We start from the raw sequence: 23,882 nt of genomic DNA, 5'->3' as shown, positions 1-23,882 counted from the left end.
TCACATAGCCGCCCCCGACCATTAAAGTGCCGTCGTAAAACGGGCATTAGCCCTACTGCTGCGGCTTTTACATCCGCATTAAAACCAATGCGCCACACTCGAGATCATGATCTCACTCAAGCCGACGAGGTTAATCAACATACTCAAGCAAAACATCACTCGAAAAATGCCTTTTTGGGTTTTGTGCCGATACACTTGCTGCGCGGCCCATGCGCCCGGCCAGCCACCCAGTGTTGCAATAAAATGCAATACGGCCTCAGGAATACGCCAAGCACCACGCGCTGCCTGCTTTTTATCCAAGGCATACAGCGCAAAACTCGCTGCGCTCATCACCACAAATAGCGACAACAACACCCAGCGCAGCGGCGACCAGACCAGCAACAGCAGTGTGATCGGCAACAATCCCATCGCCAAATAGTCCACCCAATCAAAACGCGACGCCTTAGCTTCAACCGCCTTAGCCTCACGCCGCGCTTGGTTTTTCGCCAACTGCTCAGCACTGCTGGCCGCCATTTGCGCGCGCGAGCGGCCTTGCTTATCTTTACCTACGGTAAAAAATATCGTGTCGCCAATACGCGGCTGATGAATGCCACCGCGCTTAAGGGTACTGATATGCACAAAATATCGCTCACCATTGGCGATCTCGATAAAGCCAAAGTCTTTCTTCCATTGTCGCAACTTACCGTTTTGCATCCTTCATCCCTTTGCTGTTTTTGGCGTTAACGCCATTTTAATTGTATGCCGCTACCTAACTTGAACATGCTTAGGGCTTACTGACAACGCTCAACGCGCTCTAGCGCACTGATTTCGAACTTGAGCGTCGTAAAAAAACGTCACTTACCGCGCAACTGCCAAGGCGGCACCTGCCCTTTATCTGCCCAATATTGCTCCAAACGCTGCCAGATCGGTTCTTTCTCCGCCTCGCTGAGCATCACCCAATGCGCCACTTCCAGCATGGTTCGCTGACAACCTTGGCAAACATCATCGCCCATTCCCGTTGAGCATACGGCGACACACGGGGTATCGGGGCGCTCTTTTGCCTCATTCATTACAGTCTCTTTCTTGAAAATTAATTAAAAAATAAAAACAAGCGCAATACATGAAAATAAAACGTCTTATTAGCTTCATTTTACCGTCGCACTATTGTCATATTTGATCCGCATGATGGCTCACGAACCCTCAGCGGAGTGCATACCGATGGCATCTGAACTGCGTTTTCGTAGCATCTGGATTTCCGACCTGCATTTGGGCACCGCCGGCTGCCAAGCCGATTATCTCTTAGATTTCTTAAAGCACACCGAATCGGAGCAATTATATCTAGTCGGCGACATTATCGACGGCTGGGCGATGCAGCGCAGCTGGTATTGGCAACAAAGCCACAACGATGTAATTCAAAAAATCCTGCGCAAAGCGCGTAAAGGCACACAAGTCACCTACATTCCCGGCAACCACGATGCGGGGGCGCGGCAATTTATCGGCCTGCTCTTTGGCGACATCCGCATCGAAAACGAAGTCATTCACACCATGGCCAACGGCAAACGCTTTTTGGTGATTCATGGCGATCAATTTGATGGCGTGATTCAATGCGCGCGCTGGCTGGCCATGGTGGGTGACCATGCCTATGAAATCACCCTCAAGCTCAATCGCTGGTTCAATCATTTGCGGGCGCGCTTGGGTTTGAGCTATTGGTCCTTATCGCAATACCTCAAACACAAAGTCAAAAAAGCAGTGCATTTTGTCGATGATTTTGAGCATGCGCTGGCCAACGAAGCCAAAAAACGCAGCCTCGACGGCGTGATTTGTGGGCATATCCATCACGCCGAAATTCGCACTATCGACGGCATTGAATACTGCAACGATGGCGACTGGGTCGAGAGCCTAAGCGCCTTAGTCGAAATGCCCAATGGCGAACTCAAGATTATTCGCTGGCAAAAAAAATATGCTGAGGCCCACGCCGAAATCAGCAAATTATACCAAAGCAATACCGCCCTCTCGCCGATCACGGCGCGCACCAACACCAATCAAACCACGCCCCACTAATCACCCTTTACTCAATAAGGAATCAAAGCATGAAGATTTTAATCGTCACCGATGCTTGGGAACCGCAAGTTAATGGCGTGGTTCGCACGCTCAAACAAACCACGGCTGAGCTCAAAAAAATGGGGCATACCGTTGAGCTACTCACGCCGCTGGAATTTAAAACCATTCCTTGCCCGACTTATCCCGACATTCGCCTATCGATTTTACCCGGCCGCAAAGTCAATCAGCGCATTCGCGATTTTGCCCCCGATGCAATTCATATCGCCACCGAAGGCCCGCTGGGCATGGCTGCTCGCGCCTATAGCCTAAAGCATCAGCTACCTTACACCACGGCGTATCACTCGCGCTTTCCGGAGTACGTGCAACTGCGTTTTGGCATTCCATTGAGCGTCACCTACGCTTGGCTACGCCGTTTTCATAATACCGCCCAAGCCGTGATGGCCCCAACGCAAGTGGTGGTGAAAGACCTCACCGAGCGCGGCATCAAAAACGTCGTGATGTGGTCGCGCGGCGTGGATTTAGAGGTATTCAAACCCGGTCGTCGCGATAAACTGCATTCGCGCACGCCGATTTTTGTTTACGTTGGCCGCGTTGCCGTAGAGAAAAATGTCGAAGCCTTTTTAGAATTAGACTTGCCCGGCAGCAAATGGGTGGTCGGCGATGGCCCAGCCGCTGCGGGGCTCAAATCCAAATTTGGCGAACAAAAAAACATCCATTGGTTAGGCGTACTCAATCAAGCGGAATTGGCCGAAGTGTATAGCAGCGCCGATGTGTTTGTATTCCCCAGCAAAACCGACACTTTTGGCCTGGTATTGCTCGAAGCCATGGCCTGCGGTTGCCCTGTAGCGGCATACCCCGTAACAGGACCAATTGACGTAATTGGCAGCGATGGCCCGGGCGCTTTAAACGAAAACCTACACGAAGCCTGTATTGCGGCACTGCGGATTGATCGCAATGAAGTACGCCGCTTCGCCGAGCGCTATTCATGGGCGGCGGCCAGTCGGCAGTTTTTATCGCACCTGCATCCATTTACGCCAACAGCGCAAGAAGAGCTGCGCCTGATTGAACAAGGGGCGATTGGCGAATAAACCGCCAGCACAGCACGCAAAAAGCCCTCGTTCATTACGAGGGCTTTTTTAAACGCCCATTGAACCGCGCCACCATCTTGACGCTTATTTTTCTTCGATTGTGGCCAAATAAATCGACCGTGGTCTGAAAGTGGGTCGGCAGACTCGAGGTGGCTACGCCGCAGCCAACTGACAAAAGTAGTGCATTTAAGCTGGTGTACTCGGACAAACTCGGCTTGAGTTAAACCGCTAGCCTGCCAACGTTGTAGCGCCGGTTTTCGAGCCAAAGCGGAATGTTTTGTAGGTTGGTGCTGAGCTTGCGAAGCCCAACAATCGCGCGGTAAACGTTGGACTGCATTTCATTTAGCCCAACCCACCCTGCTAATCTCTGCAGATAAGCACAACATCAAATCAATAAAGCGCAAATAAACTTACTATTTTGTTATTTGGCGCGACCATTTACGTTATATTGCTGTCCAACCTTGTAAAACCCTGCGGACAAACCGCTGACCATCGGACACCGCGGTACGGCGTAGGGCGTAATCGCCGCAGGCATTACGCCGCATGGGTTACACATCATTCGGCGCAATTCGCTTCGCTCATTGACGCCCTACAATATTGATGTATTTAATTGCAGCCTTTTACCTGCAAGGGCTGCGTGGCAATACATCAATGATGTATTTGATCTTTTGACTGGAGCTTAAAGCCAACGACATTCAACCGATGCGTTCGCTACACCCACCAACAAAAAGCCCTCGTTGATTACGAGGGCTTTTTTAAGCGGAATTTCAAAAATTTGCGGGTAAATTAAAACTTACCGTAAGGCTTTAAGCTGCCGTCTTTACCAATGATTTCTACCGCAATGGTGCCGACTTTATAGTCGCCCATGCCCGGTGATGTGGCGGGCATGCCCGACACTGTAATGCCTTTGGCGTTGGGTTTTTCTTTGAGCAATTTACGAATCGCATTGGCTGGCACATGGCCTTCAATGGCATAGCCTTGCATCACAATCGTATGGCAGCTTTGGGCAATATCGGTGCCGTATTGCTGCTTCACGCTTTGCATGTCTTGACGCACTACTTCTTTGATATCAAAGCCAGCGTTCCGCAAATATTTCGCGTGTTCACCGCAGCAGCCGCAATACGGGTCTTTATACATGGTGCCGGCTGGCAAAGCGGCTAGCGCCAAGGTGGGAGCAAATAAAACTGCACTCAAAATTGCTTTTAAAGACATGGTATTTCCTTTGTTCTTTTACGGTTCACCGCCTTGGCGCCAGCTCTGGCTACGCGCCAAGACGATGAATTAATCTATTAATCTAAGTCACTGGGCAACCGTTTTCGCGCAAGGCGAAGCAACGCTGCACCAGAACTTTTGCCTGCCTACTGATTGAATTATTTAATCAGCACCTGCGCCATCATGCCCTGACCTTCATGCTCCAAAATATGGCAGTGGAACATGCGCAGGCCTTTATCATGCTGCACCATTTTGAGCCGAACTTTTTCATACGGCCGTAAATTAATGGTGTCTTGCAAAGCGCGATACGGCGCATCTTGGCGCTTACCATTGAGCTCGCTATCGAGCAGCATAAATTGCGTGCCATGAATATGAAACGGATGATCCATGTGCGAGTTATTAAATACTTCCCACACTTCAACGTCGTTCACTTTGCTGACTAAATCATTGCGATTCATATCGTAGCTTTTACCGTTGACCAAAAACGCCATGCTATGCACGCCGTTTTCCATGCTCATGGTTTCGCTAAACTCGACTTTTTTCATCGCCACGGCGCGGCCAAAATCAGCGATTTTTCGCAATGTTGCTGGCACTTTGGGTGTTGGCCCAGCAGTCAATTGCAGCGTGGCCAAAACGCGCTCAACTTCTGGCGCGACATTGCCCATTTTTTCGCGGTTATATACCAAGGCTTTGAGCGTGGTTTTGGCACTGCTACCGTCACCGACAATTAATTCTGCGCGCTGGCCGGGCACCAACAGCAATTCTTCCACCACGCGTGGTTTTTCTAGCAAACCACCGTCGCTACCGACCACGGTGATTTTTTGCCCCGGAATGGCCAAGCGCAAATAGCGCGCGCTGCAGGCATTCCACACCCGCACCCGCTGACGGCCAGCAATTGTCACCACCGGCTCACGCTGACCATTAACCAGCGCAAACTGCCCTTCGCGGCCATTCATCCAATCGTTGGCGGTGTTATCCGGAATCGAGGCATCGGCCGCCAATTTAAGGTCAGAAATCACCCAATGCTGCTCGGTAAATCCCGCCAAAGGATCGGTTTTACTGCGCACAATAAATAAACCCGCCAAACCGCGATACACCTGCTCAGGCGTGTCGCCATGCGGATGCGGGTGATACCAATACGTACCAGCGCAGTTTTTTGGCAATTTAAAGCGATACACATGCTCACCACCCGCTGGCACCGCGTCATGCGGATTGCCGTCTTGCTCTGGCGGCACCGGCATGCCGTGCCAATGAATCGTTGACGCTTGCGCCAGTTGATTCACAAAGCGAATTTCCACTTCGTCGCCTTCAAACGCTTCAATCAAGGGGCCAGGCACTTGGCCGTTATACAACCACATGGTGGTTTTTTTACCGGGCACTAACTCCACTTCATGCGCGGCAGCGGTCAACGTGGCGGCCATTTTATTGGCGCTACTGCTGTTTAAAACTTTTAATGCCTGTAATGGCTGGCCCGCTGGCAAGGCCGACTCGGGCAACAAGGGCATCTCGGCCACGGTTTTTAACGGCTGCGGCATGGCGGCAGCGCTGCCATGCGTACCATGACCATGATGCGCGGAGTGATCCATTGCCGGATCCATTGCGGGATCCATGCCGGCCCAAGCGGTTGGCAAGCACAACAAAGCACCGCTGGCGGTAGAGCTAAATAAAAACTGACGTCGATTCATAAACCACCTCTAAAACACAGACTGAGCAAACAGCGGCTCAATTCACAATAGACTGGGGTATTGCCATGCAATTAATTATTTATAAAGCATTGATAGCAATACGTATTGAATTAACTGACGTTAAATGGACTGTTGCTGCCGCGCGGCGGCATTCAACCGAATCACGCCCGCCAAACATGCGCGGCGCTAGCGGCAAAACTCAAAGCCATTTAAATCAGTAAACACGAATGACAACTGCAGCGATACCCAGCTTTATTCAGAGCAATAAAGCGAGGGCAGCGCCTAAGTCGCGCCTAAGCGCGCAGTAGAGGAGGAGGTAATAACGGCGGCCGATTTAAACCGACCTGCATAATGGCATCATGACTATTTTGAATGGTTCCGGCCAATGCCAACTGCGCTTGCGGCAGCAACATCGGCAATGCCGCAGCACAGGCGCCGCAATGACTCATTTTGGCATTACTCGCCGCGTGATCATGCTGCCCTTGCTGGCATTCTGTTTTTGCGAGCGTCTCAATCACCGCGTTATGGCACAGCACGGCGCCAGCCGACGGCAACTGCTTGGCCGCCGCCACATTCAGTGACAGCACCAGCGAAATCAATAGCAAAAAGAAGCAGCGGAACTTAAGCATTTTTGGATCTTACACTGCGCTTTGATTTGACGGCAAGGCGCAGACCGACAAATCAAGGCGAACTCACAACTATTACCGCCTGCTGCAAATACTACGCCGTGCGCCGTGTTGCATCGTGCAATCGCCGCGCCGCGTCTTGCGGGCTCATATTGCTGTTTTTCCAGAACGCATCCACCGCATCAAACAAGGCGCCACGTACACTGTCTTGCACCGCCATATTGTGCGCCCATGACGGCAGCAACACTTGCTTACTCGCCGCACTGGCAAACTCACGCGCCGACTGTTTGGCGTAATCGTCAAAGCGGCTCATATTCACATCGATGCGGGCGGGGATATTGCCTTTATACAAATTAAATACTTCCTGCCCTTCGCTACTCATCAACAACGACACAAAATCTTGCTGCGCAGCAGCCAAACGCGGATCGTTTTGTTTGAACATCAATAAAGTATCGGCCGCAAAACTATACTCGCCGTTTTGCGTTGGCGCTGGTAGGCATAGATAGTCAATGCCTTGCACTTTACCGGCTTGGGCAAATTCGCCCTTGGCCCAATCGCCCATTAATTGCATTGCCGCCCGGCCATTAATCACGTCCGCCGTGGCCAAATTCCACTCGCGCCCGGCCGCATCGGGCGTGCAATACGGTTTTAATTTACGCAAAGCCTCAAGACAGCGAATCATCACCGGCCCGGTCAAAGCCGCTGAATCGAGCTGGCAAAATGCCGAATGGTAAAACGATGCGCCCCCCAAACCGCAAGTAATCGCCTCAAACAAGGTGGCGATTTGCCAAGCCTGCTCACCGACAGCCAGCATCGGCGTACCCAGTTGGCGCAGCTTTTCGGCCAGCACAAAAAATTCATCCCAGGTTTTGGGTGGCTGCGCGCCAGCGCGCTTGAGCACACTGGCATTCATCCACATCACATTCACCCGCGCTACCCCCAAGGGCACCGCCACATATTGGCCATTGGCCTGCATCATTTTATCCAGCACCGCCGGTAAAATTCGACGCCAATCTTGTTGCGTAGCAACGGCATTGAGATCGGCCAAACCACCGTCTTTGGCCCAGTTTTGAATTTTCACCCCACCAATGGCAGCCGCGGTTGGCGGATTGCCGATCGTGATACGCGATCTAATCATCGCCGCAGAATGATCCCCCGCCACATCGGCCCAATGATGGCCTTGCTGATTAAGTAGCGCCTTGATTTCCGATACCGCGCGCGCTTCGCTCGATGCGGCCCAGCTATGAAACACTTCAATATCGGCCAGTTTAAATTGCCCGACTGACTTCAATAAACGCTTAGCGCGCTCATCCAAATGCTTCAAGGTATTACTGGCTTGCTGCAAAGCAGAATCAGTGGCTTGCGTCATGACATCCAGCCGTTCGGCCGAGCTGGCTAAGGTATGCGTAGCGGAAGATTGCTCTTGCGTTGATTCGGCAATTTGCCGCACCGCCGTCACTACGCTGCCCATGTGCTCACGAATCCCCAACATATGCCCGCGTGCGTCTTCGGCCATGGTGACACTGTGCGCCACGCGATTGGCAGTCAGCGCCATATTGCCCACGGCACTTTGGGTTTCGCGGCCCACCGATTCGATTTTATGCGCGATTTCTACCGTGGCATTGCTGGTGCGCTCGGCCAATTTACGCACTTCATCGGCCACCACAGCAAAGCCACGCCCCATATCACCGGCGCGCGCAGCTTCAATCGCGGCGTTCAGCGCCAATAAATTGGTTTGATCGGCAATGTCTTTAATCACACCAACAATGCCGCTAATTTCTTGCGAGCTGGCCCCCAAGCCATCCATCGTCTGCGTTAGCGCGACCACCGCCTCAGACACTTTGCCAACTTCTTCCGAAACGCGCAGCACCGAATCGGCACTATCGCTGGATAAGCGCTGCGTTTGCTCTACCACATGATCCATATCGCGGGCATGATCGGCGATATGGTTAATGCTGACGGTGATTTGCTCCACCGTCGCCGCCGATGAGGCGGCATGATCAGACTGCGTGCGGGTGTCTTTACCCATTTGCGCCGTTACGGCAGTCAACTCGGATAAACCCAAAGCCAGCCCTTCCATTTCGCGCTGCACATCGCGTAGTGTGCGCTGCACTTTATCGGTGGAAGCGTTATACGCTTTGGCCAATTGCGCCACTTCAGCGTCACCCTCTTCAGGTAAGCGCGCACTTAAATCACCGCTATCACTGGCATGCTGGCGCATTAAATCGAGTATTTGCCCCAAGGGCAAAAACAAGCGCTGCAGGCCAAAAAACAATACCGCTAGCAAAGCGACCCCACCCAACAGCAGGATTAAGGACATAGAAAAAAACAGTGCATTAACCGCAGCATCTTTACTTTGCCCGACTAGCCACAACAAACTCAACATCACTAAGCCGTAAACCATAGCAACAGCGGCAATGACATGATTGCGATTTAACATCGTGCAAACTCCCCTAAAACATGGCTTATATCAAGCTACTTCGGCACATTGGATCGTGCTCCGTAGTGGATTTGTCAGCAAATCTCATTAGTTGTTGATAATACAAGCACTTTTCTTACACACACAGTAGTCATTTATGACTGTTGCATTTCAATTAACACCAGTAACCACGACAAATTAGGCTGCGCAACTTGAATTGCGCGGTGCGAGACCCATTTGTTGATGACGATCTAAGGAAAATCATGCTCAACTACTTTCGTCGCAAACGCCGTGACCATTGGCTCGCCCAGCACCCGATTGACGATGCTTTGTGGTTGCCTGCCACCACGATGCCGGTGCTAAAAAACCTCAGCGTGAGTGAATTAGCGCGTTTGCGTGAACTCGCCGCGTGGTTTTTACACACCAAATCGATCCAAGCCAGCGCGGGTATTGAATTTTCTGACCCGATGCGGGTGATTTTGGCGGCGCAAGCGGTGCTGCCGATTTTAAATCTGGGTTTTGAAGCCTATGACGATTGGCAGGAGATCATTATTTACCCGCGCCCGTTTTACGCCAGCCATCGCCACACTGACGCCATCGGTGTTGTTCACGAAGGCGAGCAATTGCTCGCTGGCCAAGCGCGCGGCGATGGTCCGGTACTGTTTTCGTGGAACGACGTGATGGATGGGCCGCATTTAGACGGCTGGAATGTGGTGATTCATGAATTAGCGCATAAGCTCGACATGAAAAACGGCGGCAACGCCAATGGTTATCCAGCGCTGCACGCCGGAATGAGCGAAGCGGCGTGGCAAAGCGCATTTACTGCCGCCTTTGCCGATTTAAGCACCAAAGCCGACGCTGGCGAGCACTCAGACATTGATCTGTATGCCGCCACCAATCCGGCGGAGTGCTTTGCGGTACTGAGCGAAGTATTTTTTGAAGCGCCGCAAATCCTCCAAGCGCACTACCCCGATGTTTACACCCAAATGGTGCTGTTTTATAAACAAGACACCGCCCAAAGGCTGAGCCCCAGCCCTTACCGCCCAATCTCCCAATACAGTGAACCCAGCGCATGATCGGCCTACGCCACACCGCCCCAATCGACATCATCCACCAAGCACAACAACTGGGTATTGCCCTGTGGGACACTATCCCTGAAGACGCGACGCATATACTGCAATGGAACACCGACCGGCTCGAGCTGCTTTCTATTCATGATAAAGCCATTGTTTGCGTTGACTTTGTTAAAGGCGCGGCAGCGCATCGTCGCCAATTTGGCGGTGGCCGTGGACAACCCGTTGCCAAAGCCGTCGGCATCAAGGGCGAATATATTCCGCGTATTTTGGACGCCACCGCTGGCCTTGGCGGCGACGCCTATGTGCTAGCGAGTTTAGGCTGCAGCATGACGCTGATCGAGCGCACGCCGATTGCGTATTTACTGCTCAGTGACGGCCTAAAGCGCGCCGCAGCGGATGCCCAAACCGCCGAAATCGCCGCCAGAATGACGCTGCATTTTGGCGATGGCCGTGAATGGCTAACTGAGCGCGCACAAGGCTTAGGGCCGCTGGCCGAGCAAGACTTTGACGTGGTGTATCTAGACCCGATGTTTCCAGAACCGGGCAAACGCGCCAAATCCAAAAAAAGCATGGCCGCTTTTCAAACGTTGATCGGTGGCGACGAAGACGCCGATACACTCTTAGCGCCAGCGCGCCTAATCGCAAAAAAACGCATCATCGTCAAACGCCCCCGCCTCGCCCCACTGATGGCCGGCGCTCGGCCCGATTTTGTTTTTGACGGCGAAAGCACACGGTTTGATGGCTACCTGCCAACGGGTGGCATTAAAAAAGAAAATAACTGATGTATTGCCCGCCAAGCCTTTACTAGAAATACTCACCCGCCAATACATCAACAAAAAATGTAGGGCGTATTCGCCGCGCAGCGGCAATACGCCAAAAAACGCCCCTCATTCAGCGTAATGCCGTTGGCGATGATGCCCTACTTGCTCGCCAATACGCTGTCCGCAAGCATTTTTCCAACAAGCCAGCATCTAAACTTCACCAACGATCACCACGCCAACTAAGATATCTTCCCCATCCGACTTTGGTGATCCATATGCCGCGTGCGCAATTGCAATCTTCTACTCACTTGCCGCAAGGCCTATGGCCATAATGCCTAACAAACCAGCGCCAAAACCTAAGTTAACTAGAAAAATAAAACCACTAGACGACCGGTCTAGTTTTGTGTAGGATGCGCCCATGACTTCTGAACACATCGACGTACGTCAGCATATTTTGGATACCGCCAAGCCGATTATTCTCGGCAAGGGGTTTTCGGCTGTCGGTTTGACTGAGATTTTAACCGCTGCCGCCGTACCCAAAGGCTCGTTTTACCATTACTTCAAATCCAAAGAAGCATTTGGCGAAGCTTTGCTTGAGGATTATTTTGCCAATTACTGCCAGCGCTTAGATGAAATTTTTAACACCCAAGGCTCAAACGCTGGCGAGCGGATGTTGGCGTACTGGGGCAGTTGGCTAGAAACCCAAAGCTGCGACGACCGCGATGGGCAATGCCTCACCGTAAAATTGGCCGCCGAAGTCTCGGATTTATCTGAAAGCATGCGCGGCTGTTTAGTGCGTGGCACTCAGCAATTATTAGCCCGTATTGCTCAGTGCTTAAGCGAGGGCGAGCAAGATGCCTCAATACCCCACTTTGCCAGCACCGAGCAAACGGCACTGCATTTATACGAAATTTGGTTGGGCGCGACTTTACTCACCAAAATTCGCCGCGATCGCAGCGCGCTCGAGGGCGCAATGCAAAGCACTCGGGATATTTTAAGCTTGCGTTAATCGCACACTGTTTTCACCCGCGCGGCAGCCGATGTGGTTTTGCCGCTGGGTATTTTATTGATCGCCCGACTTTAAGATAAATCGCCGCTGCGATTTATTTTTTAATTACCAACTAGACGACTGGTCTAATAAAGGTTTTACCATGACTAATTTTGAATTTTTCAATCCAACTAAAATCGTATTTGGCACCAACACCATTGCGCAACTCGATCAACTCGTTCCGGCCAACGCCCGCGTAATGGTGTTGCTCGGCGGCGAAAGCGCCCGCAAAAACGGCACCTTGGCCGAAGTCAAAGCCGCGCTTGGCGCTCGTGAAGTGCACGAATTTAACGGCATTGAGCCTAATCCGTCGTATGAAACACTGATGCAAGCGGTAGAGATGATTCGTGCCGAAAAACTCGATTTTCTACTGGCAGTGGGCGGCGGCTCAGTGATTGACGGCACTAAATTTATCGCCGCAGCAGTACCTTTTGTTGGCGAACCTTGGGATATTTTGACCCACTTTGGCGGCAACATTCAAAGCGCCTTGCCATTTGGCACCGTGTTAACACTACCGGCAACCGGCTCAGAAATGAATCATGGCGCGGTGATTACGCAAAAAGCCACGCAAACCAAATTGCCATTTATGAATCCTTTGGTATTCCCACAGTTTTCGATTCTAGATCCAAGCAAAACCTTCACCTTGCCAGAGCGCCAAATCGCCAATGGCGTGGTCGATGCTTTTGTTCACACCATTGAGCAATACCTCACTTACCCAGCCAATGGCATGGTGCAAGATCGCTACGCCGAAGGCCTATTACAAACCTTGATCGAGATTGGCCCTAAAGTATTGGCCAAGCCACAAGACTACGATTTACGCGCCAATTTAATGTGGGCCGCCACCCAAGCACTCAATGGCTTAATCGGCGCCGGCGTGCCGCAAGACTGGTCAACGCATATGATCGGCCACGAACTCACAGCCCTTTTTGATATTGATCACGCCCGCACATTGGCAGTGGTCTTGCCGGCCAGCTTGATGCTACGCAGCGAAAGCAAACGCGAAAAACTGTTGCAATACGCCGACCGCGTTTGGCATCTACACCACGGCAGTGAAGACGAGCGCATCGCCGCCGCGATTGAAAAAACCCGTGATTTCTTTGAAGCCATGGGTATTAAAACCAAATTATCCGATTACGATTTAGGCCCTGCGGCCATCGACGCGGTGATTGCGCAACTGGCTGCCCACGGCATGACGCAATTGGGTGAACGCCAAGATGTAACGCTTGAAATCAGTCGCGACATTTTAACTGCCGCACTATAAACAAAGCCTTCGCCCCGGGCCACGTTGCCACCGACTGGCCCGTTTTAACCTTCAAGGAAGCCCAATGAGCATGAATCGCCAAATCGTTTTAAATTCTCGCCCTGTGGGCGCGCCAACGCCAGCCGACTTTCGCTTAATCGAATCGGCGATACCAACGCCAGCGGCGGGTGAAATCCTGCTTCGCACCACGTATCTGTCGCTAGACCCGTATATGCGTGGCCGCATGAGCGATGCCCCCTCTTACGCGCCACCGGTTGCGCTCAATGACGTGATGGTCGGCGGCACCATTGCCCGCGTTGCAGCTTCTAACAACCCGCAATTTAAAGTCGGTGACTTAGTGCTCAGCTATAGCGGCTGGCAAGACTACGCCATTTCCAACGGTGAGGGCGTCAATATCTTACCGGCCGATATGGCGCAGCCTTCGATGGCGCTTGGCGTTTTGGGCATGCCTGGCTTTACCGCCTATATGGGCTTACTCGATATTGGTCAACCGAAAGCAGGCGACACCGTGGTGGTGGCGGCGGCGAGTGGTGCAGTAGGCGCGATTGTTGGCCAAATTGCGAAGCTAAAAGGCTGCCGCGTGATCGGCATTGCCGGTGGTAAAGACAAATGTGACTACGTCACCAATGAGCTAGGTTTTGATCTTTGCATCGATCGCAAAGACCCCGATTTTGCCGCGCAATTGGCCGCAGCCTGCCCAACTGGCATTGATGTGTATTTTGAAAGTGTCGGCGGCGCGGTGTTTGACGCTGTCTTGCCGCTACTGAATGTCGGCGCGCGAATTCCAGTTTGCGGTTTAATTGCGCATTACAACGACCAACAATTACCCGCAGGGCCAGATCGACTCGGTTTATTGATGGGTACGCTATTAAAAAAACGCATCAAGATGCAAGGCTTTATTATTTTTGATGATTACGGCCATCGTTACGGCGAATTTTTTAGCGCCATGAGTCAATGGCTAAGCGAAGGAAAAATCAAATTTAAAGAAGACCTGGTGCAAGGCCTAGAAAACGCCCCCGAAGCCTTTATGGGCTTACTTGAAGGCAAAAACTTCGGCAAACTCATCGTTCGCGTCGAACAATAATCCGTCCAAAGCCAGCGATGGCTGCGGCAATAAAAACCCGCCCGACTGCGCTAAGCACATCGGGCGGGTTTTTATTTGGCTGTAGGTATATCCCTCTGCCCTTTATCGCCATTGCACTACAAAGCTATACCTTAAATTGCTCGACGCGACCATTGAGCTCCAGCACCAGCGCTTTGAGCTGGCGTACCGAATTGGCGGCGCTGCCGACTTCGCGCACATTGTTTTCTGCCATGCTCGAAATATCCTCCACATTACGCGCAATATGCTGAGTGGCACGGCTTTGCTCTTGCGTTGCGGTGGAGATTTCGCCCACCAATGGCCCCACTTGCGCCGAATGTTGATCTAATTGCTCAACCAACTGATCGGCTTGTTGTGCCAATTGCGCACCCTGCCTAGCGCGCAGGCTAACGCCTTCGATATTACCCACCACACTTTGCGTTTCTTGCTGAATAATGTGAATGGTTTCGGTAATTTGCTGTGTCGATTGCCCTGTTCGCTCGGCCAGTTTACGTACTTCATCGGCAACGACGGCAAAGCCACGCCCAGATTCCCCAGCGCGGGCAGCTTCAATGGCGGCATTCAGTGCCAATAAATTAGTTTGATCGGCGATTTCGCGAATCACGCCAACGATTTCGGAAATCTGCAAAGAGCGTTGCCCCATGCTGTGCACTGCACCTGCCGAAGAATCAATTTCATTGGCAATTTGATGCATTTCTTCGGCGGCTGCTTTCACCGCTTGCCGCCCGTGCCCTGCCAACTCGCGCAATTCTCGCGTTACATCAGCAGTGCCACACACATTGGCCGCAACTTGATCAATGCTGGTACTAATTTGCTCAATGGCCACCGTCGCCGAGGCTGCTGCGCGATGTTGCGCCACCGAGCCTTGCTCAACGGCTTGCGAAGAATTCACTAGCTGATCGGTAGTTTGCGACACTTGCTGGGTGGCGCTAGAAACACGCATTAATAACTGCTGCAAACTGGCAATTAAAGCGTTAAAGGTATCGGCAATTTCAGCCAAATCACGATTGCCGCTGATTTTTACCCGCCGCGTTAGATCACCACTGGCGGCAATCTGCTGCATCGCTACGCGTAAAGCATCTAATGGCGCGGTAATACTATGGGCAATCCACAACGAGGCCAGCAATAATACGCCAGCCACCAGCACTAAAGCCCCGCCCAAAAATAAAGCGCGTTGCTTAAAAATCGCATCCAAATCGTCAATATAAATCCCCGAAGAAATAATCCAGCCCCAAGGCTGAAAAAGTTTGGCGGTGGAGATTTTAGCCACAGGGGTGTCCTGCCCGGGCTTGGGCCATAGATAACGCACAAATTGCGCATTGCCACTTTGCGCCGCTTTCACTAATTCGACGACGATCGGCACGCCATTTTTGTCTTTTAGTCCAGATAAATCCTTGCCGGTGAGCTCAGGCTTAATCGGATGCTGCACCATATGATATTGCGGATCATAAATACTGAAATAATTGTCTTGGTCATACCGCAGGTTTTTTAACGCCGCTTTGGCTTGTGCTTGCGCAGCTTCTTTTGACAGGCTGCCATTTTTTTCAAGTTGTCCATAATGCTCGATCACGCTATGACCGAGTTCAATCAAACTTAAAGTCTTGGCCTCTCGGTCTTCGAGCATCGATTGCCGGCTTGACAGCAGCATCGCCAACCCAATACCCAGTAAGCCCAGCAGCGCCAAACCCGTTAGCAGCCATAATTTATGTTTAATTCTTAAAGCGACGCCCATTGAATTCACTCCATCACATCAGACCAGCTTCACCATAGCTGACTTGATATGAAATTTTCGTGAATTTTATTGGTCTAAACAGCTATTCGGTTAGTTAACTATTCGCCCTGCAGACGTTTGCCAGCGCCACCATTGAGAGGTCCTAGCTGGCCCATTTATTTTTGTAGTGGCGTTGGAACTTCGCTCATTGCGCCAGCTCTACTTGATGCGAACAACATAAATGGAGTTTTCAATGAGCACCGCTGAAATTGTATTGTTTGGAATGGGCGCAGCCTGCTCGATTTCGTTTTGCCAAATGCTGCTAGCGCGGCAAGATCGGATGGAGTTGATTTTTATGGGCACCTGCAGCGGATTGTTGCTAGTTGGTGGCATCGCTGTTTAATACACGGCTTTATCGCTGAGTCCACACCACAGAGATAAAGCCAGCCCTCTCATTGACGCCCCGCCAAGCTGCAATCGCAGCGCTATCACTACATATCCTCAGCCGAATCAAATCGCGCTACATTCTGTCCTGTTTTGTCCCCCATCTTGTCGTTTCTTGCGCTCACTTTAGCCAACGCCTTGTTTTACACTGATTCTGTCGCTTTCAAAATCAGCCAGCAAATCGCTAAAGGGTAAAAAATGTCCAGCTCCGCACTGCTTGTCATTGATGTTCAGCAATCCTTTTTACAAGCCCCATACTTTAACGCCAGCGATATGCCGCTGTATCAAGCCAAGCAGATCGAGCTCATTACGGCTTGTCAGCGCCAACACATTCCGGTTATTCAAATTTTTCACGTTGAAAAAACCGGTCATTTTTCAAAAGCATCCGGCTGGGTCAAACCGATGGATTTCTTACCACCTCACCACGGTCTGGTGTTTGAAAAAACCGTGCATAACGCGCTGCTTGGCTCGGGACTACACGAATACCTACAGCAGCAAGGTATCGAGCATTTAATCATTAGCGGCATCCGCACCGAGCAATGTTGCGAAACAACGGCACGCGTGGGATCTGATTTAGGCTACCAAATTGATTTTGTCACCGAGGCCACACTGACCTTTGCCATGCAGCACGCCAATGGGCAAAGCTTTAGCGCCAACGAGATTAAAACGCATACCGAGCTGGTGTTAAGTGGCCGATTTGCCCGAATTTGCAGCATTGATCAGCTTGTCGCCAGCTGGCCGGCGCTCGCTCTCGCCTAAAACCCAACGCCGATGGTGCACCAAAAAACCCAAAAAATGGGGGTATAGCCTGCTGAGATTGGGATAATTTACGCTACAGCGCAATACATCAAAATCGGCTTTAGATTTAAACTATTGCGCTCACCACGCTTAAGCACACTGCAATCAGTGTGCTCTACAAGGAAACCCAGCATGCCGGCTCGTGATCTCCTGCTCGCTCTCGTCGTTGTTTTAACGTGGGGCTTTAATTTTGTCATTATCAAATGGGGCTTGGTGGGTTTACCTCCGCTCCTATTGGCCAGCTTGCGTTTTGCGGCAACGGTATTTCCGGCGGTATTTTTCTTACGTCGTCCCAATCTACCGTGGCGCTATTTAATTGTTTACGGCCTGACTTGGGGCTTGTGTCAGCTGGGGTTTTTATTCTCGGCCATGGCCAACGGTATGCCAGCGGGCTTGGCATCAGTGGTGTTGCAATCACAAGCTTTTTTTACACTGATTTTTGCCGCCGTATTCTTAAAAGAATCCTTCAAGCACAGCCAACTCATTGGCCTATTGATCGCTGGCATTGGCTTGTGGCTGATTGGCAGCAGTCACGGCCAAAGCATGACTTTGCTTGGGTTTATCATGACACTGCTAGGCGCTGCAGGTTGGGCCATGGGCAATGTGATTTTGAAGCAATGCACACAAAAAGGCCTGCAATTTGATGTATTAGCCTTTATGGTTTGGGCCTCGATTGCGCCGTTGATTGCTTTTATTGGTTTGAGTTTATGGCTAGAAGGCCCACAAGAAATCATGACTGCCTTGCAGCATTTCTCAATGCAATCGTTGCTGGCGGTACTGTATCAAGCGATTTTTGCTGCCCTACTCGGGATGAGTTTGTGGAATTTATTGCTTAAACGCCACCCAACCAATCTGGTTGCGCCCTTTAGTTTACTGGTGCCTTGGGTAGGCTTAAGCGCAGCCGCTCTGCTACTGAACGAGCAACTATTACCGCAGCAATGGTGGGGTGCATTGCTGTTAATGAGCGGCTTGGTGATCAATATTTTTGGCGGACAAATTCGCCAACTGTGGCAAGCACGCAAACTGGCGACTCAAAGCTAACGCCGCCTTTGACGCTACGGTGCTGCTGCGCAGCATGCTCAGCAACGTCGCGTCAACACCCAATCAGCGAGTCAATCCAGCGTCATCTGCACCTTGCCCCAACTTAATTCATGCATAATTTATGTCTGCGTCTGCACTTTAGTCCTAAACCACAAGGCCTTGCATGCTCGATTTATATTTTGTGTTGACCCCGCAATTTATGCTGCTGGATTTGGCTGGCCCCGCTGAAGCGTTTCAAATCGCGGCGCTGCATGGCGCGCAGTACCGGCTCAATCTGGTGTCGCCCTTAACTGAACTCACTTCCTCAGTGGGGCTAAAACAGCACCAGCTCGCCCCCTTGCCAACACCGATTCCAGCCGGAGCAACGGTGATTTTAATTGGCGCGCAAAATTCGCTGGTCAATCTCAAAAACGCCGAGTCCAAACAAGTGGTCACTTGGCTACGTCAGCATTTTGATGCTCAACAACATCAGCTGGCCTGCGTTTGCTCCGGCACCATGCTCGCGGCAGAAGCGGGTTTACTCGATGGTCGGCAATGCACCACCCACCATGAAATCATTGATCGCTTACGGCAAACCGCCCCTTTAGCCCACGTTCACGATGATCGTTTATTCGTGCAAGACGGCCCCGTTGCCACCAGCGCGGGAATTTGCTCAGGAATTGATTTGGCGCTGCATTTAATTGAGCAAGACGCTGGCCCCTTGATCGCCCAAAGTGTTGCCCGCGAAATGGTGGTTTGGCTGCGCCGTAGCGGCCAAGACCCGCAACTCTCGCCTTGGCTAGCGCATCGCAATCATTTGCACCCGATGGTGCATAAAGCGCAAGACTTAATCAGCCGCCAAGTCTCTGAGCGCCTAACACTGGCGCAAATTGCCGAGCACGTGCACACCAGTAGCCGCAATTTAGCGCGTTTATTTTTGCAGCACTGCGGTATTACGCCGCATCAATATCAACTCGATATTCGCCTTGCCACCGCTCGGCAATTATTGCTGCAACCCCAGCTTTCGATTGAGCGTATTGCCGAACAAGCCGGCTTTGCCTCGACCCGCGATTTTCGCCGTGTTTGGCAACAACAAACCGGCAAACTACCCAGCGAAAGCCGCTAAGCAAAAATGACCAGCCTGTTACTGCATGCTCAGACAACTACCTCTTTGTTGATATGCCAACGCAGCAAACGCCAGCCGTCACGCCTGCGCCTACACCGCCACTAAATCTCGATACTCAATGCCAAACAGCTTATCTAAAAAATCAGCAGTATTTCTATCAAGCCATTGATAATCAACACATCAATGGCAATACCCCTATAGAAAATTCGAAAAATCCACGATGTATTTGCTCACAAAATGAATGTTAATAATTCACAAAACCGTGCCAGCTATTGTTTTACAGGGGCAAAATAAGCAATGCTCGCGACAATTGCTTAGGAGAAAGAATTGTTATCACAAAAAAAATCATGGCCGATGTGGCTAAAAATTATGCTGGCGCTAGTCCTTGGTGTTATCGCGGGTTTGATCGGTGGTGAGTGGATTAAGCAACTTAAACCGATTGGCGACATCTTTTTAGCCTTGCTGAAAATGACCGTGGTGCCAGTTATTTTTGTGTCTTTAGTTTGCGGTATTACTGCGCTGAAAGACTTAAGCAAGATGGGTCGTGTTGCGGCAAAAACCCTGGTGATTTACGCCGTAACCATGGGCATTGCGGCAGCCATTGCGATGCTGTTGTCGATGACCTTTGGTATTGGCTCAGGCATGAGCGCCATGCTGCATGGTGTGACGGCGCCAGAAATGCAAAAAACCACTTTGCTCGACACCATGATGGGGATTTTTCCTGACAATCCATTTAAAGCTTTTGCCGAAGGGCAAGTGCTACCGATTATTGTGTTTGCCATCTTTTTTGGTATTGCGATCAATAAAGCCGGTACTGCGGGTGAGCCGGTGCAGCGCTTATTTGTTTCACTCAATGAAGTGGTGTTTAAACTGATTTTGATGGTGCTCTCTTTTGCGCCGTATGGTGTATTTGCACTGATCGCTTATGTGACCGCCGACAATGGCTTTCGCGTCTTAGGCGAATTAGCCTCACTGGTTGGCGTGATTTACCTATCGTGTACGTTAATGCTGGTGGTGGTTTTTCCGCTGTTATTGCGTTTGTTTGTACTGCCCGCTTGGCCGTTTCTTCGCAAAATGTTACCGGTGCAGCTGTTTGCTTATTCCACCGCATCCAGCAATGCTACCTTGCCGCTCAATATGGAAACGTGTGAGCATCAATTGGGCGTGCATAACTCGATTGCCTCATTCGTGCTGCCTTTAGGTGCCACGGTGAATATGAATGGCTTGGCAACGTATTTGGGCGCAGTGGCGATTTTTGCTGCCAACGCCGTCGGTATTGAGTTGACCTTACTGCAAATGGTCACCGTGATTGTCACCACCGTATTGGCGGCGATTGGCGCGGCAGGCGTACCCGGCACTGGCTTGATCGTAATGAGTTTGGTGCTAACTTCGGTCGGTCTGCCACTCGAAGTGGTCGCCGCGATTGCCGCAGTGGATCGTATTATCGACATGATGAATACCGCGACCAACGTCTCTGGTGACTCGCTGGCGGCCGTATTGGTGGCGCGCGCGGAAGGTGAGTTGGATCTCGCGACGTATCGTAATTTAGCGAACGACACCGAATAATCATTCAATCTGCGCCCTTGCTTGGGCCGCAGCCCCATCAAGTCCAATCGGATTTGATGGGGACAACCCCCGCAGCACACCACGCCTTAAGCTTTAGTTACACACAGCACCACCCAATCCGCCAAAAAACTTACACAAAATATCAAGCAAAGCAAATATGTGTAAAATCATGCCTTCACCGCGCTGATTTTGGACTACGACATTCATGCTGGCTTTTCATTTTGTTTCTCGCTGGCTCACGCAAACCATGCCCGGCATCAACTTGCTGCGCCATTACCCCAAAGCATGGTGGTCGCATGATTGGCGCGCAGGGATTTCTGTTGCCGCAGTGGCCATCCCGGTTGGCGTGGCTTATGCCCAATTAGCCGGAATGAGCCCCGTGGCAGGTTTATACGCCAGCATTTTACCGCTGCTCGCGTATGCGCTATTTGGTTCATCCCGCCAACTGATCGTGGGACCAGACGCCGCAACTTGCGCGATGATTTTTTCTACCCTCGCGCCCATTGCCGCAGGGGACGCTACGCTCTATGTGTCTTTATCAGTGAGTTTGGCCTTACTCACCGGCTTGTTTTGCCTGATTGCCAGTCGTTTTCGCTTGGGGTTTTTAGCTGATTTTTTATCGCCCCCCATTTTGGCGGGCTTTTTAAATGGCGTTGCCATCAGCATTGTGGTTGGCCAGCTGGGTAAAGTATTTGGCTTTGATTTTAACGACAACGGCTTAATTGAGCGGCTGCTTGAATTACCCAGCAAAATTTTTGAATCGCACCCCATCACCAGCGCAATCGGCCTTGGCACCTTGCTAATACAGCAAGTGGCGCGCCGCATGTTACCGGGCTTGCCATCGGCCTTGGTGGCCATGGTGGCAGCGGGTTTAATCGTTTTTGTTTTCCGTTTGGATCAACACGGCGTCAGTGTGATCGGCGCTTTACCCGCCGGCTTACCCAAAGTGCATTGGCCGGTGCTACCCTACTCACAACTTGGCGAGTTACTCGGCGCGGCCGCCGGTTTGGCTTTAATTAGCTTTAGCAGCGCCATGCTCACCGCACGCAGCTTTGCCGCTAAAAACCGGTATGACATCGACGCCGATCGTGAATTTACCGCGCTAGGCATGGCCAATATTGCCGCAGGTTTTTCGCAAGGCTTTGCCATTAGCGGCGCGGACTCCAGAACCGCAGTCAATGACGCCATGGGTGGCAAAAGCCAAATGGTCAGCATTGTTGCCGCGCTGACGATTGCGATTGCGATGCTGCTCCTCACGCCCGCTTTGTACTTTGTACCGATTGCGGCGCTGGGCGCGGTGCTGATTACAGCGTCTTTAGGGCTGATGAATTTTGCTAGCATTCAACAGTTTCGCTTACTTGGGCGCGGCGAATGGCTGATTGCGATTGTGACCTTAATCGGCGTAGCCTGCGTTGGCGTAATGCAAGGCATGCTATTTGCCGTTTTATTATCCACATTACGGCTGTTAATTCATCTTGCCCGCCCGCACGAAGCGCGGCTGGGGGTGTATCCCACAGGACAATCGTTTCATGATTTAAAGCATCACCCCGACGCGCAAGAAATTGAAGGTTTGTTGGTCTATCGATTTGAGTCGCCGCTGAATTTTTTTAATGCTAATTTTTTCCGTCAGCGCGTCTTGTCCTTAGTCGACGGCAACCCAAGCCCGCTGAAATGGGTGGTGATTGATGTAACAACGATTTCGCAAATTGATGCCGCGGGAGAGCAAGCCATGTGGCAATTGCAGCAAGCACTGGCTGAGCGGGAAATCCGCTTGGCTTTAGCCGGACGCAAGCGCCAAATAGAACGCCGTGCCCAAATGCAAGGCCAGCTTGAACGCGTTAAGCGAGATTTTTTATTGTTTTCTACACTCAAGCGAGCGCGTATTGCTTATGAAAACGACTTGCAAGCGCAACATGATTTAAATCATCGCCCCGAGGGAGCCGCACCATGAGTAAAAAAAATCCAAGTCCTAACACGCAAACCGCTGATGACGTAGTCAGCCACAAACCAGCATTATCAGAAAAAACCTATCAGACTGAACTGCGCAAACTGCATATTGAGCTGGTCAAGATGCAACGCTGGGTACAAGAGCATGGGCTCAAAGTGTGCATCATTTTTGAAGGGCGCGATGGTGCGGGCAAAGGCGGCACGATTAAAGCGCTGACTGAGCGCGTGAGCCCACGCACCTTTCGTGTCGTGGCGCTACCGGCGCCCACCGACCGCGAAAAAACCCAAATGTATTTACAGCGCTACGTGGCGCATTTACCTGCCGCTGGCGAAGTGGTTATTTTCGATCGCAGCTGGTATAACCGTGCCGGTGTTGAACGGGTAATGGGCTTTTGTACCCCAGAGCAATCTGAGGCATTTTTGCATGGCGCACCGCAGTTTGAAAAAGCCATCATCGACTCAGGGATTATCTTGCTCAAATACTGGCTGGAAGTCACCCCCGAAGAGCAAGAACGGCGCTTACGCGATCGCATCGACGACGGCCGAAAAACATGGAAGCTCTCGCCCATGGATATTTTGTCGTTTAACCGTTGGGACGACTACACCACCGCCCGCGACGACATGTTTAAATACACCGACACCGAATTTTCGCCGTGGTTTATCGCCCATTCCGAGGATAAAAAACGCGTGCGACTCAATGTGCTCAGTCATATTCTGGCGCATGTGCCGTATGAGGACTTGCCACAAGAAAAAGTAAAACTGCCAAAAAGAAAAATCAAAGTCCGCAGCAATACCGAGCATCCACTACGCATCGTGCCGGAAAAATTCTAATCCAATAAAAAACACCCCGTATTGAGTCGCCCTATCGGCGGTTCAATACGGGGTGCTGATTTCAGTCTGCTGATTTTAATCACTATCGGCGAAAGCCAAATACTAGGTATCACCGACCAAT

23 protein-coding genes are annotated in these 23,882 nt (G+C 51.3%); 15 read left to right on the top strand and 8 right to left on the bottom strand.

The window, feature by feature from the left end; all coding sequences use genetic code 11:
* Positions 1–78: 78 nt before the first annotated feature.
* Entirely contained in the window at positions 79–693 is a 615-nt protein-coding gene (locus tag HQN60_RS11300; protein WP_173533743.1) for a DUF1294 domain-containing protein, read from the bottom strand.
* Positions 694–833: 140 nt separating this feature from the next.
* Positions 834–1,049, bottom strand: coding sequence for a DUF1289 domain-containing protein (locus HQN60_RS11295; protein ID WP_173533742.1), 216 nt, complete (start codon positions 1,047–1,049; stop codon positions 834–836).
* 148 nt (positions 1,050–1,197) lie between these two features.
* On the opposite strand from HQN60_RS11295, the gene HQN60_RS11290 reads away from it, so the two are divergent.
* Both HQN60_RS11290 and HQN60_RS11285 read left to right on the top strand, forming a co-directional pair.
* Positions 1,198–2,040 (top strand): UDP-2,3-diacylglucosamine diphosphatase, encoded by an 843-nt coding sequence (locus HQN60_RS11290; protein WP_217390116.1) that lies wholly within the window; start codon positions 1,198–1,200, stop codon positions 2,038–2,040.
* 29 nt (positions 2,041–2,069) lie between these two features.
* The gene (locus HQN60_RS11285; RefSeq protein WP_173533740.1) at positions 2,070–3,128 is read left to right on the top strand and encodes a glycosyltransferase family 4 protein; all 1,059 of its coding nucleotides are present in this window, start codon (positions 2,070–2,072) and stop codon (positions 3,126–3,128) included.
* Here HQN60_RS11285 and tnpA read toward each other — a convergent pair.
* From tnpA to HQN60_RS11275, 3 genes are all read right to left on the bottom strand, one after another.
* The gene (gene tnpA / locus HQN60_RS16515; protein WP_444542346.1) at positions 3,020–3,394 is read right to left on the bottom strand and encodes an IS66 family insertion sequence element accessory protein TnpA; all 375 of its coding nucleotides are present in this window, start codon (positions 3,392–3,394) and stop codon (positions 3,020–3,022) included. The two genes, HQN60_RS11285 and tnpA, sit on opposite strands and share 109 nt — an antisense overlap.
* A gap of 520 nt (positions 3,395–3,914) precedes the next feature.
* A complete protein-coding gene (locus HQN60_RS11280) occupies positions 3,915–4,340 on the bottom strand; it encodes a DUF411 domain-containing protein (protein WP_173533739.1) in 426 nt (141 codons plus the stop codon).
* A 158-nt stretch (positions 4,341–4,498) separates the two neighbouring features.
* Positions 4,499–6,025, bottom strand: a complete 1,527-nt coding sequence (locus HQN60_RS11275; protein ID WP_173533738.1) for a multicopper oxidase family protein — start codon at positions 6,023–6,025, stop codon at positions 4,499–4,501.
* 65 nt (positions 6,026–6,090) lie between these two features.
* Here HQN60_RS11275 and HQN60_RS11270 point away from each other — a divergent pair, with 65 nt between their 5' ends.
* Positions 6,091–6,246: a hypothetical protein gene (locus HQN60_RS11270; protein WP_173533737.1), complete on the top strand. Its 156-nt coding sequence runs from the start codon at positions 6,091–6,093 to the stop codon at positions 6,244–6,246.
* A 72-nt stretch (positions 6,247–6,318) separates the two neighbouring features.
* Here the strand turns inward: HQN60_RS11270 and HQN60_RS11265 are convergent, their stop codons facing one another.
* The gene (locus tag HQN60_RS11265) at positions 6,319–6,654 is read right to left on the bottom strand and encodes a hypothetical protein (protein ID WP_173533736.1); all 336 of its coding nucleotides are present in this window, start codon (positions 6,652–6,654) and stop codon (positions 6,319–6,321) included.
* A 91-nt stretch (positions 6,655–6,745) separates the two neighbouring features.
* The gene (locus HQN60_RS11260; RefSeq protein ID WP_173533735.1) at positions 6,746–9,091 is read right to left on the bottom strand and encodes an extracellular solute-binding protein; all 2,346 of its coding nucleotides are present in this window, start codon (positions 9,089–9,091) and stop codon (positions 6,746–6,748) included.
* A 242-nt stretch (positions 9,092–9,333) separates the two neighbouring features.
* On the opposite strand from HQN60_RS11260, the gene HQN60_RS11255 reads away from it, so the two are divergent.
* From HQN60_RS11255 to curA, 5 genes are all read left to right on the top strand, one after another.
* Positions 9,334–10,146: a M90 family metallopeptidase gene (locus HQN60_RS11255; protein WP_173533734.1), complete on the top strand. Its 813-nt coding sequence runs from the start codon at positions 9,334–9,336 to the stop codon at positions 10,144–10,146.
* A complete protein-coding gene (locus tag HQN60_RS11250; RefSeq protein ID WP_173533733.1) occupies positions 10,143–10,928 on the top strand; it encodes a class I SAM-dependent methyltransferase in 786 nt (261 codons plus the stop codon). Before HQN60_RS11255 ends, HQN60_RS11250 begins: the two co-directional genes overlap by 4 nt.
* 397 nt (positions 10,929–11,325) lie before the next feature.
* The gene (locus HQN60_RS11245) at positions 11,326–11,916 is read left to right on the top strand and encodes a TetR/AcrR family transcriptional regulator (protein WP_173533732.1); all 591 of its coding nucleotides are present in this window, start codon (positions 11,326–11,328) and stop codon (positions 11,914–11,916) included.
* Positions 11,917–12,058: 142 nt separating this feature from the next.
* Complete coding sequence (locus tag HQN60_RS11240; protein WP_173533731.1) at positions 12,059–13,216, top strand: iron-containing alcohol dehydrogenase; 1,158 nt, start codon at positions 12,059–12,061, stop codon at positions 13,214–13,216.
* A 64-nt stretch (positions 13,217–13,280) separates the two neighbouring features.
* A complete protein-coding gene (curA, locus tag HQN60_RS11235) occupies positions 13,281–14,300 on the top strand; it encodes an NADPH-dependent curcumin/dihydrocurcumin reductase (protein WP_173533730.1) in 1,020 nt (339 codons plus the stop codon).
* Positions 14,301–14,424: 124 nt separating this feature from the next.
* On the opposite strand, the gene HQN60_RS11230 is transcribed toward curA, so the two are convergent.
* A complete protein-coding gene (locus tag HQN60_RS11230) occupies positions 14,425–16,050 on the bottom strand; it encodes a methyl-accepting chemotaxis protein (protein WP_173533729.1) in 1,626 nt (541 codons plus the stop codon).
* A 232-nt stretch (positions 16,051–16,282) separates the two neighbouring features.
* Here HQN60_RS11230 and HQN60_RS11225 point away from each other — a divergent pair, with 232 nt between their 5' ends.
* The 7 genes from HQN60_RS11225 to ppk2 all read left to right on the top strand — a co-directional run bounded on the left by HQN60_RS11225 (position 16,283) and on the right by ppk2 (position 23,761).
* Positions 16,283–16,432: a hypothetical protein gene (locus tag HQN60_RS11225; protein WP_173533728.1), complete on the top strand. Its 150-nt coding sequence runs from the start codon at positions 16,283–16,285 to the stop codon at positions 16,430–16,432.
* A gap of 239 nt (positions 16,433–16,671) precedes the next feature.
* On the top strand, positions 16,672–17,232 hold the full coding sequence (locus HQN60_RS11220) for an isochorismatase family protein (RefSeq protein WP_173533727.1): 561 nt from the start codon (positions 16,672–16,674) through the stop codon (positions 17,230–17,232).
* A gap of 171 nt (positions 17,233–17,403) precedes the next feature.
* Positions 17,404–18,312 carry an EamA family transporter gene (locus tag HQN60_RS11215; protein ID WP_173533726.1) on the top strand — a complete coding sequence of 303 codons (909 nt, stop codon included), beginning with the start codon at positions 17,404–17,406 and terminating at the stop codon, positions 18,310–18,312.
* Between the two features lie 163 nt (positions 18,313–18,475).
* On the top strand, positions 18,476–19,417 hold the full coding sequence (locus HQN60_RS11210) for a GlxA family transcriptional regulator (RefSeq protein WP_173533725.1): 942 nt from the start codon (positions 18,476–18,478) through the stop codon (positions 19,415–19,417).
* Positions 19,418–19,744: 327 nt separating this feature from the next.
* Positions 19,745–20,983, top strand: a complete 1,239-nt coding sequence (locus HQN60_RS11205) for a dicarboxylate/amino acid:cation symporter (protein ID WP_254456619.1) — start codon at positions 19,745–19,747, stop codon at positions 20,981–20,983.
* 205 nt (positions 20,984–21,188) lie between these two features.
* Entirely contained in the window at positions 21,189–22,934 is a 1,746-nt protein-coding gene (locus HQN60_RS11200) for a SulP family inorganic anion transporter (RefSeq protein WP_217390114.1), read from the top strand.
* Positions 22,931–23,761: a polyphosphate kinase 2 gene (gene ppk2, locus HQN60_RS11195; protein WP_173533724.1), complete on the top strand. Its 831-nt coding sequence runs from the start codon at positions 22,931–22,933 to the stop codon at positions 23,759–23,761. Before HQN60_RS11200 ends, ppk2 begins: the two co-directional genes overlap by 4 nt.
* The last annotated feature ends 121 nt before the right edge of the window (positions 23,762–23,882 follow it).

Source organism: Deefgea piscis (genome assembly GCF_013284055.1).
Classification (GTDB): Bacteria; Pseudomonadota; Gammaproteobacteria; order Burkholderiales; family Chitinibacteraceae; genus Deefgea; species Deefgea piscis.
This window is presented reverse-complemented; position numbering and strand designations above follow the sequence as displayed.

Bases quoted from the DNA above. Each gene is read 5' to 3' on its own strand.
- HQN60_RS11300 (WP_173533743.1), bottom strand. From the start codon at position 693: ATGCAAAACGGTAAGTTGCGACAATGGAAGAAAGACTTTGGCTTTATC.
- HQN60_RS11295 (WP_173533742.1), bottom strand. From the start codon at position 1,049: ATGAATGAGGCAAAAGAGCGCCCCGATACCCCGTGTGTCGCCGTATGC.
- HQN60_RS11290 (WP_217390116.1), top strand. From the start codon at position 1,198: ATGGCATCTGAACTGCGTTTTCGTAGCATCTGGATTTCCGACCTGCAT.
- HQN60_RS11285 (WP_173533740.1), top strand. From the start codon at position 2,070: ATGAAGATTTTAATCGTCACCGATGCTTGGGAACCGCAAGTTAATGGC.
- HQN60_RS11280 (WP_173533739.1), bottom strand. From the start codon at position 4,340: ATGTCTTTAAAAGCAATTTTGAGTGCAGTTTTATTTGCTCCCACCTTG.
- HQN60_RS11275 (WP_173533738.1), bottom strand. From the start codon at position 6,025: ATGAATCGACGTCAGTTTTTATTTAGCTCTACCGCCAGCGGTGCTTTG.
- HQN60_RS11270 (WP_173533737.1), top strand. From the start codon at position 6,091: ATGCAATTAATTATTTATAAAGCATTGATAGCAATACGTATTGAATTA.
- HQN60_RS11265 (WP_173533736.1), bottom strand. From the start codon at position 6,654: ATGCTTAAGTTCCGCTGCTTCTTTTTGCTATTGATTTCGCTGGTGCTG.
- HQN60_RS11260 (WP_173533735.1), bottom strand. From the start codon at position 9,091: ATGTTAAATCGCAATCATGTCATTGCCGCTGTTGCTATGGTTTACGGC.
- HQN60_RS11255 (WP_173533734.1), top strand. From the start codon at position 9,334: ATGCTCAACTACTTTCGTCGCAAACGCCGTGACCATTGGCTCGCCCAG.
- HQN60_RS11250 (WP_173533733.1), top strand. From the start codon at position 10,143: ATGATCGGCCTACGCCACACCGCCCCAATCGACATCATCCACCAAGCA.
- HQN60_RS11245 (WP_173533732.1), top strand. From the start codon at position 11,326: ATGACTTCTGAACACATCGACGTACGTCAGCATATTTTGGATACCGCC.
- HQN60_RS11240 (WP_173533731.1), top strand. From the start codon at position 12,059: ATGACTAATTTTGAATTTTTCAATCCAACTAAAATCGTATTTGGCACC.
- curA (WP_173533730.1), top strand. From the start codon at position 13,281: ATGAGCATGAATCGCCAAATCGTTTTAAATTCTCGCCCTGTGGGCGCG.
- HQN60_RS11230 (WP_173533729.1), bottom strand. From the start codon at position 16,050: ATGGGCGTCGCTTTAAGAATTAAACATAAATTATGGCTGCTAACGGGT.
- HQN60_RS11225 (WP_173533728.1), top strand. From the start codon at position 16,283: ATGAGCACCGCTGAAATTGTATTGTTTGGAATGGGCGCAGCCTGCTCG.
- HQN60_RS11220 (WP_173533727.1), top strand. From the start codon at position 16,672: ATGTCCAGCTCCGCACTGCTTGTCATTGATGTTCAGCAATCCTTTTTA.
- HQN60_RS11215 (WP_173533726.1), top strand. From the start codon at position 17,404: ATGCCGGCTCGTGATCTCCTGCTCGCTCTCGTCGTTGTTTTAACGTGG.
- HQN60_RS11210 (WP_173533725.1), top strand. From the start codon at position 18,476: ATGCTCGATTTATATTTTGTGTTGACCCCGCAATTTATGCTGCTGGAT.
- HQN60_RS11200 (WP_217390114.1), top strand. From the start codon at position 21,189: ATGCTGGCTTTTCATTTTGTTTCTCGCTGGCTCACGCAAACCATGCCC.
- ppk2 (WP_173533724.1), top strand. From the start codon at position 22,931: ATGAGTAAAAAAAATCCAAGTCCTAACACGCAAACCGCTGATGACGTA.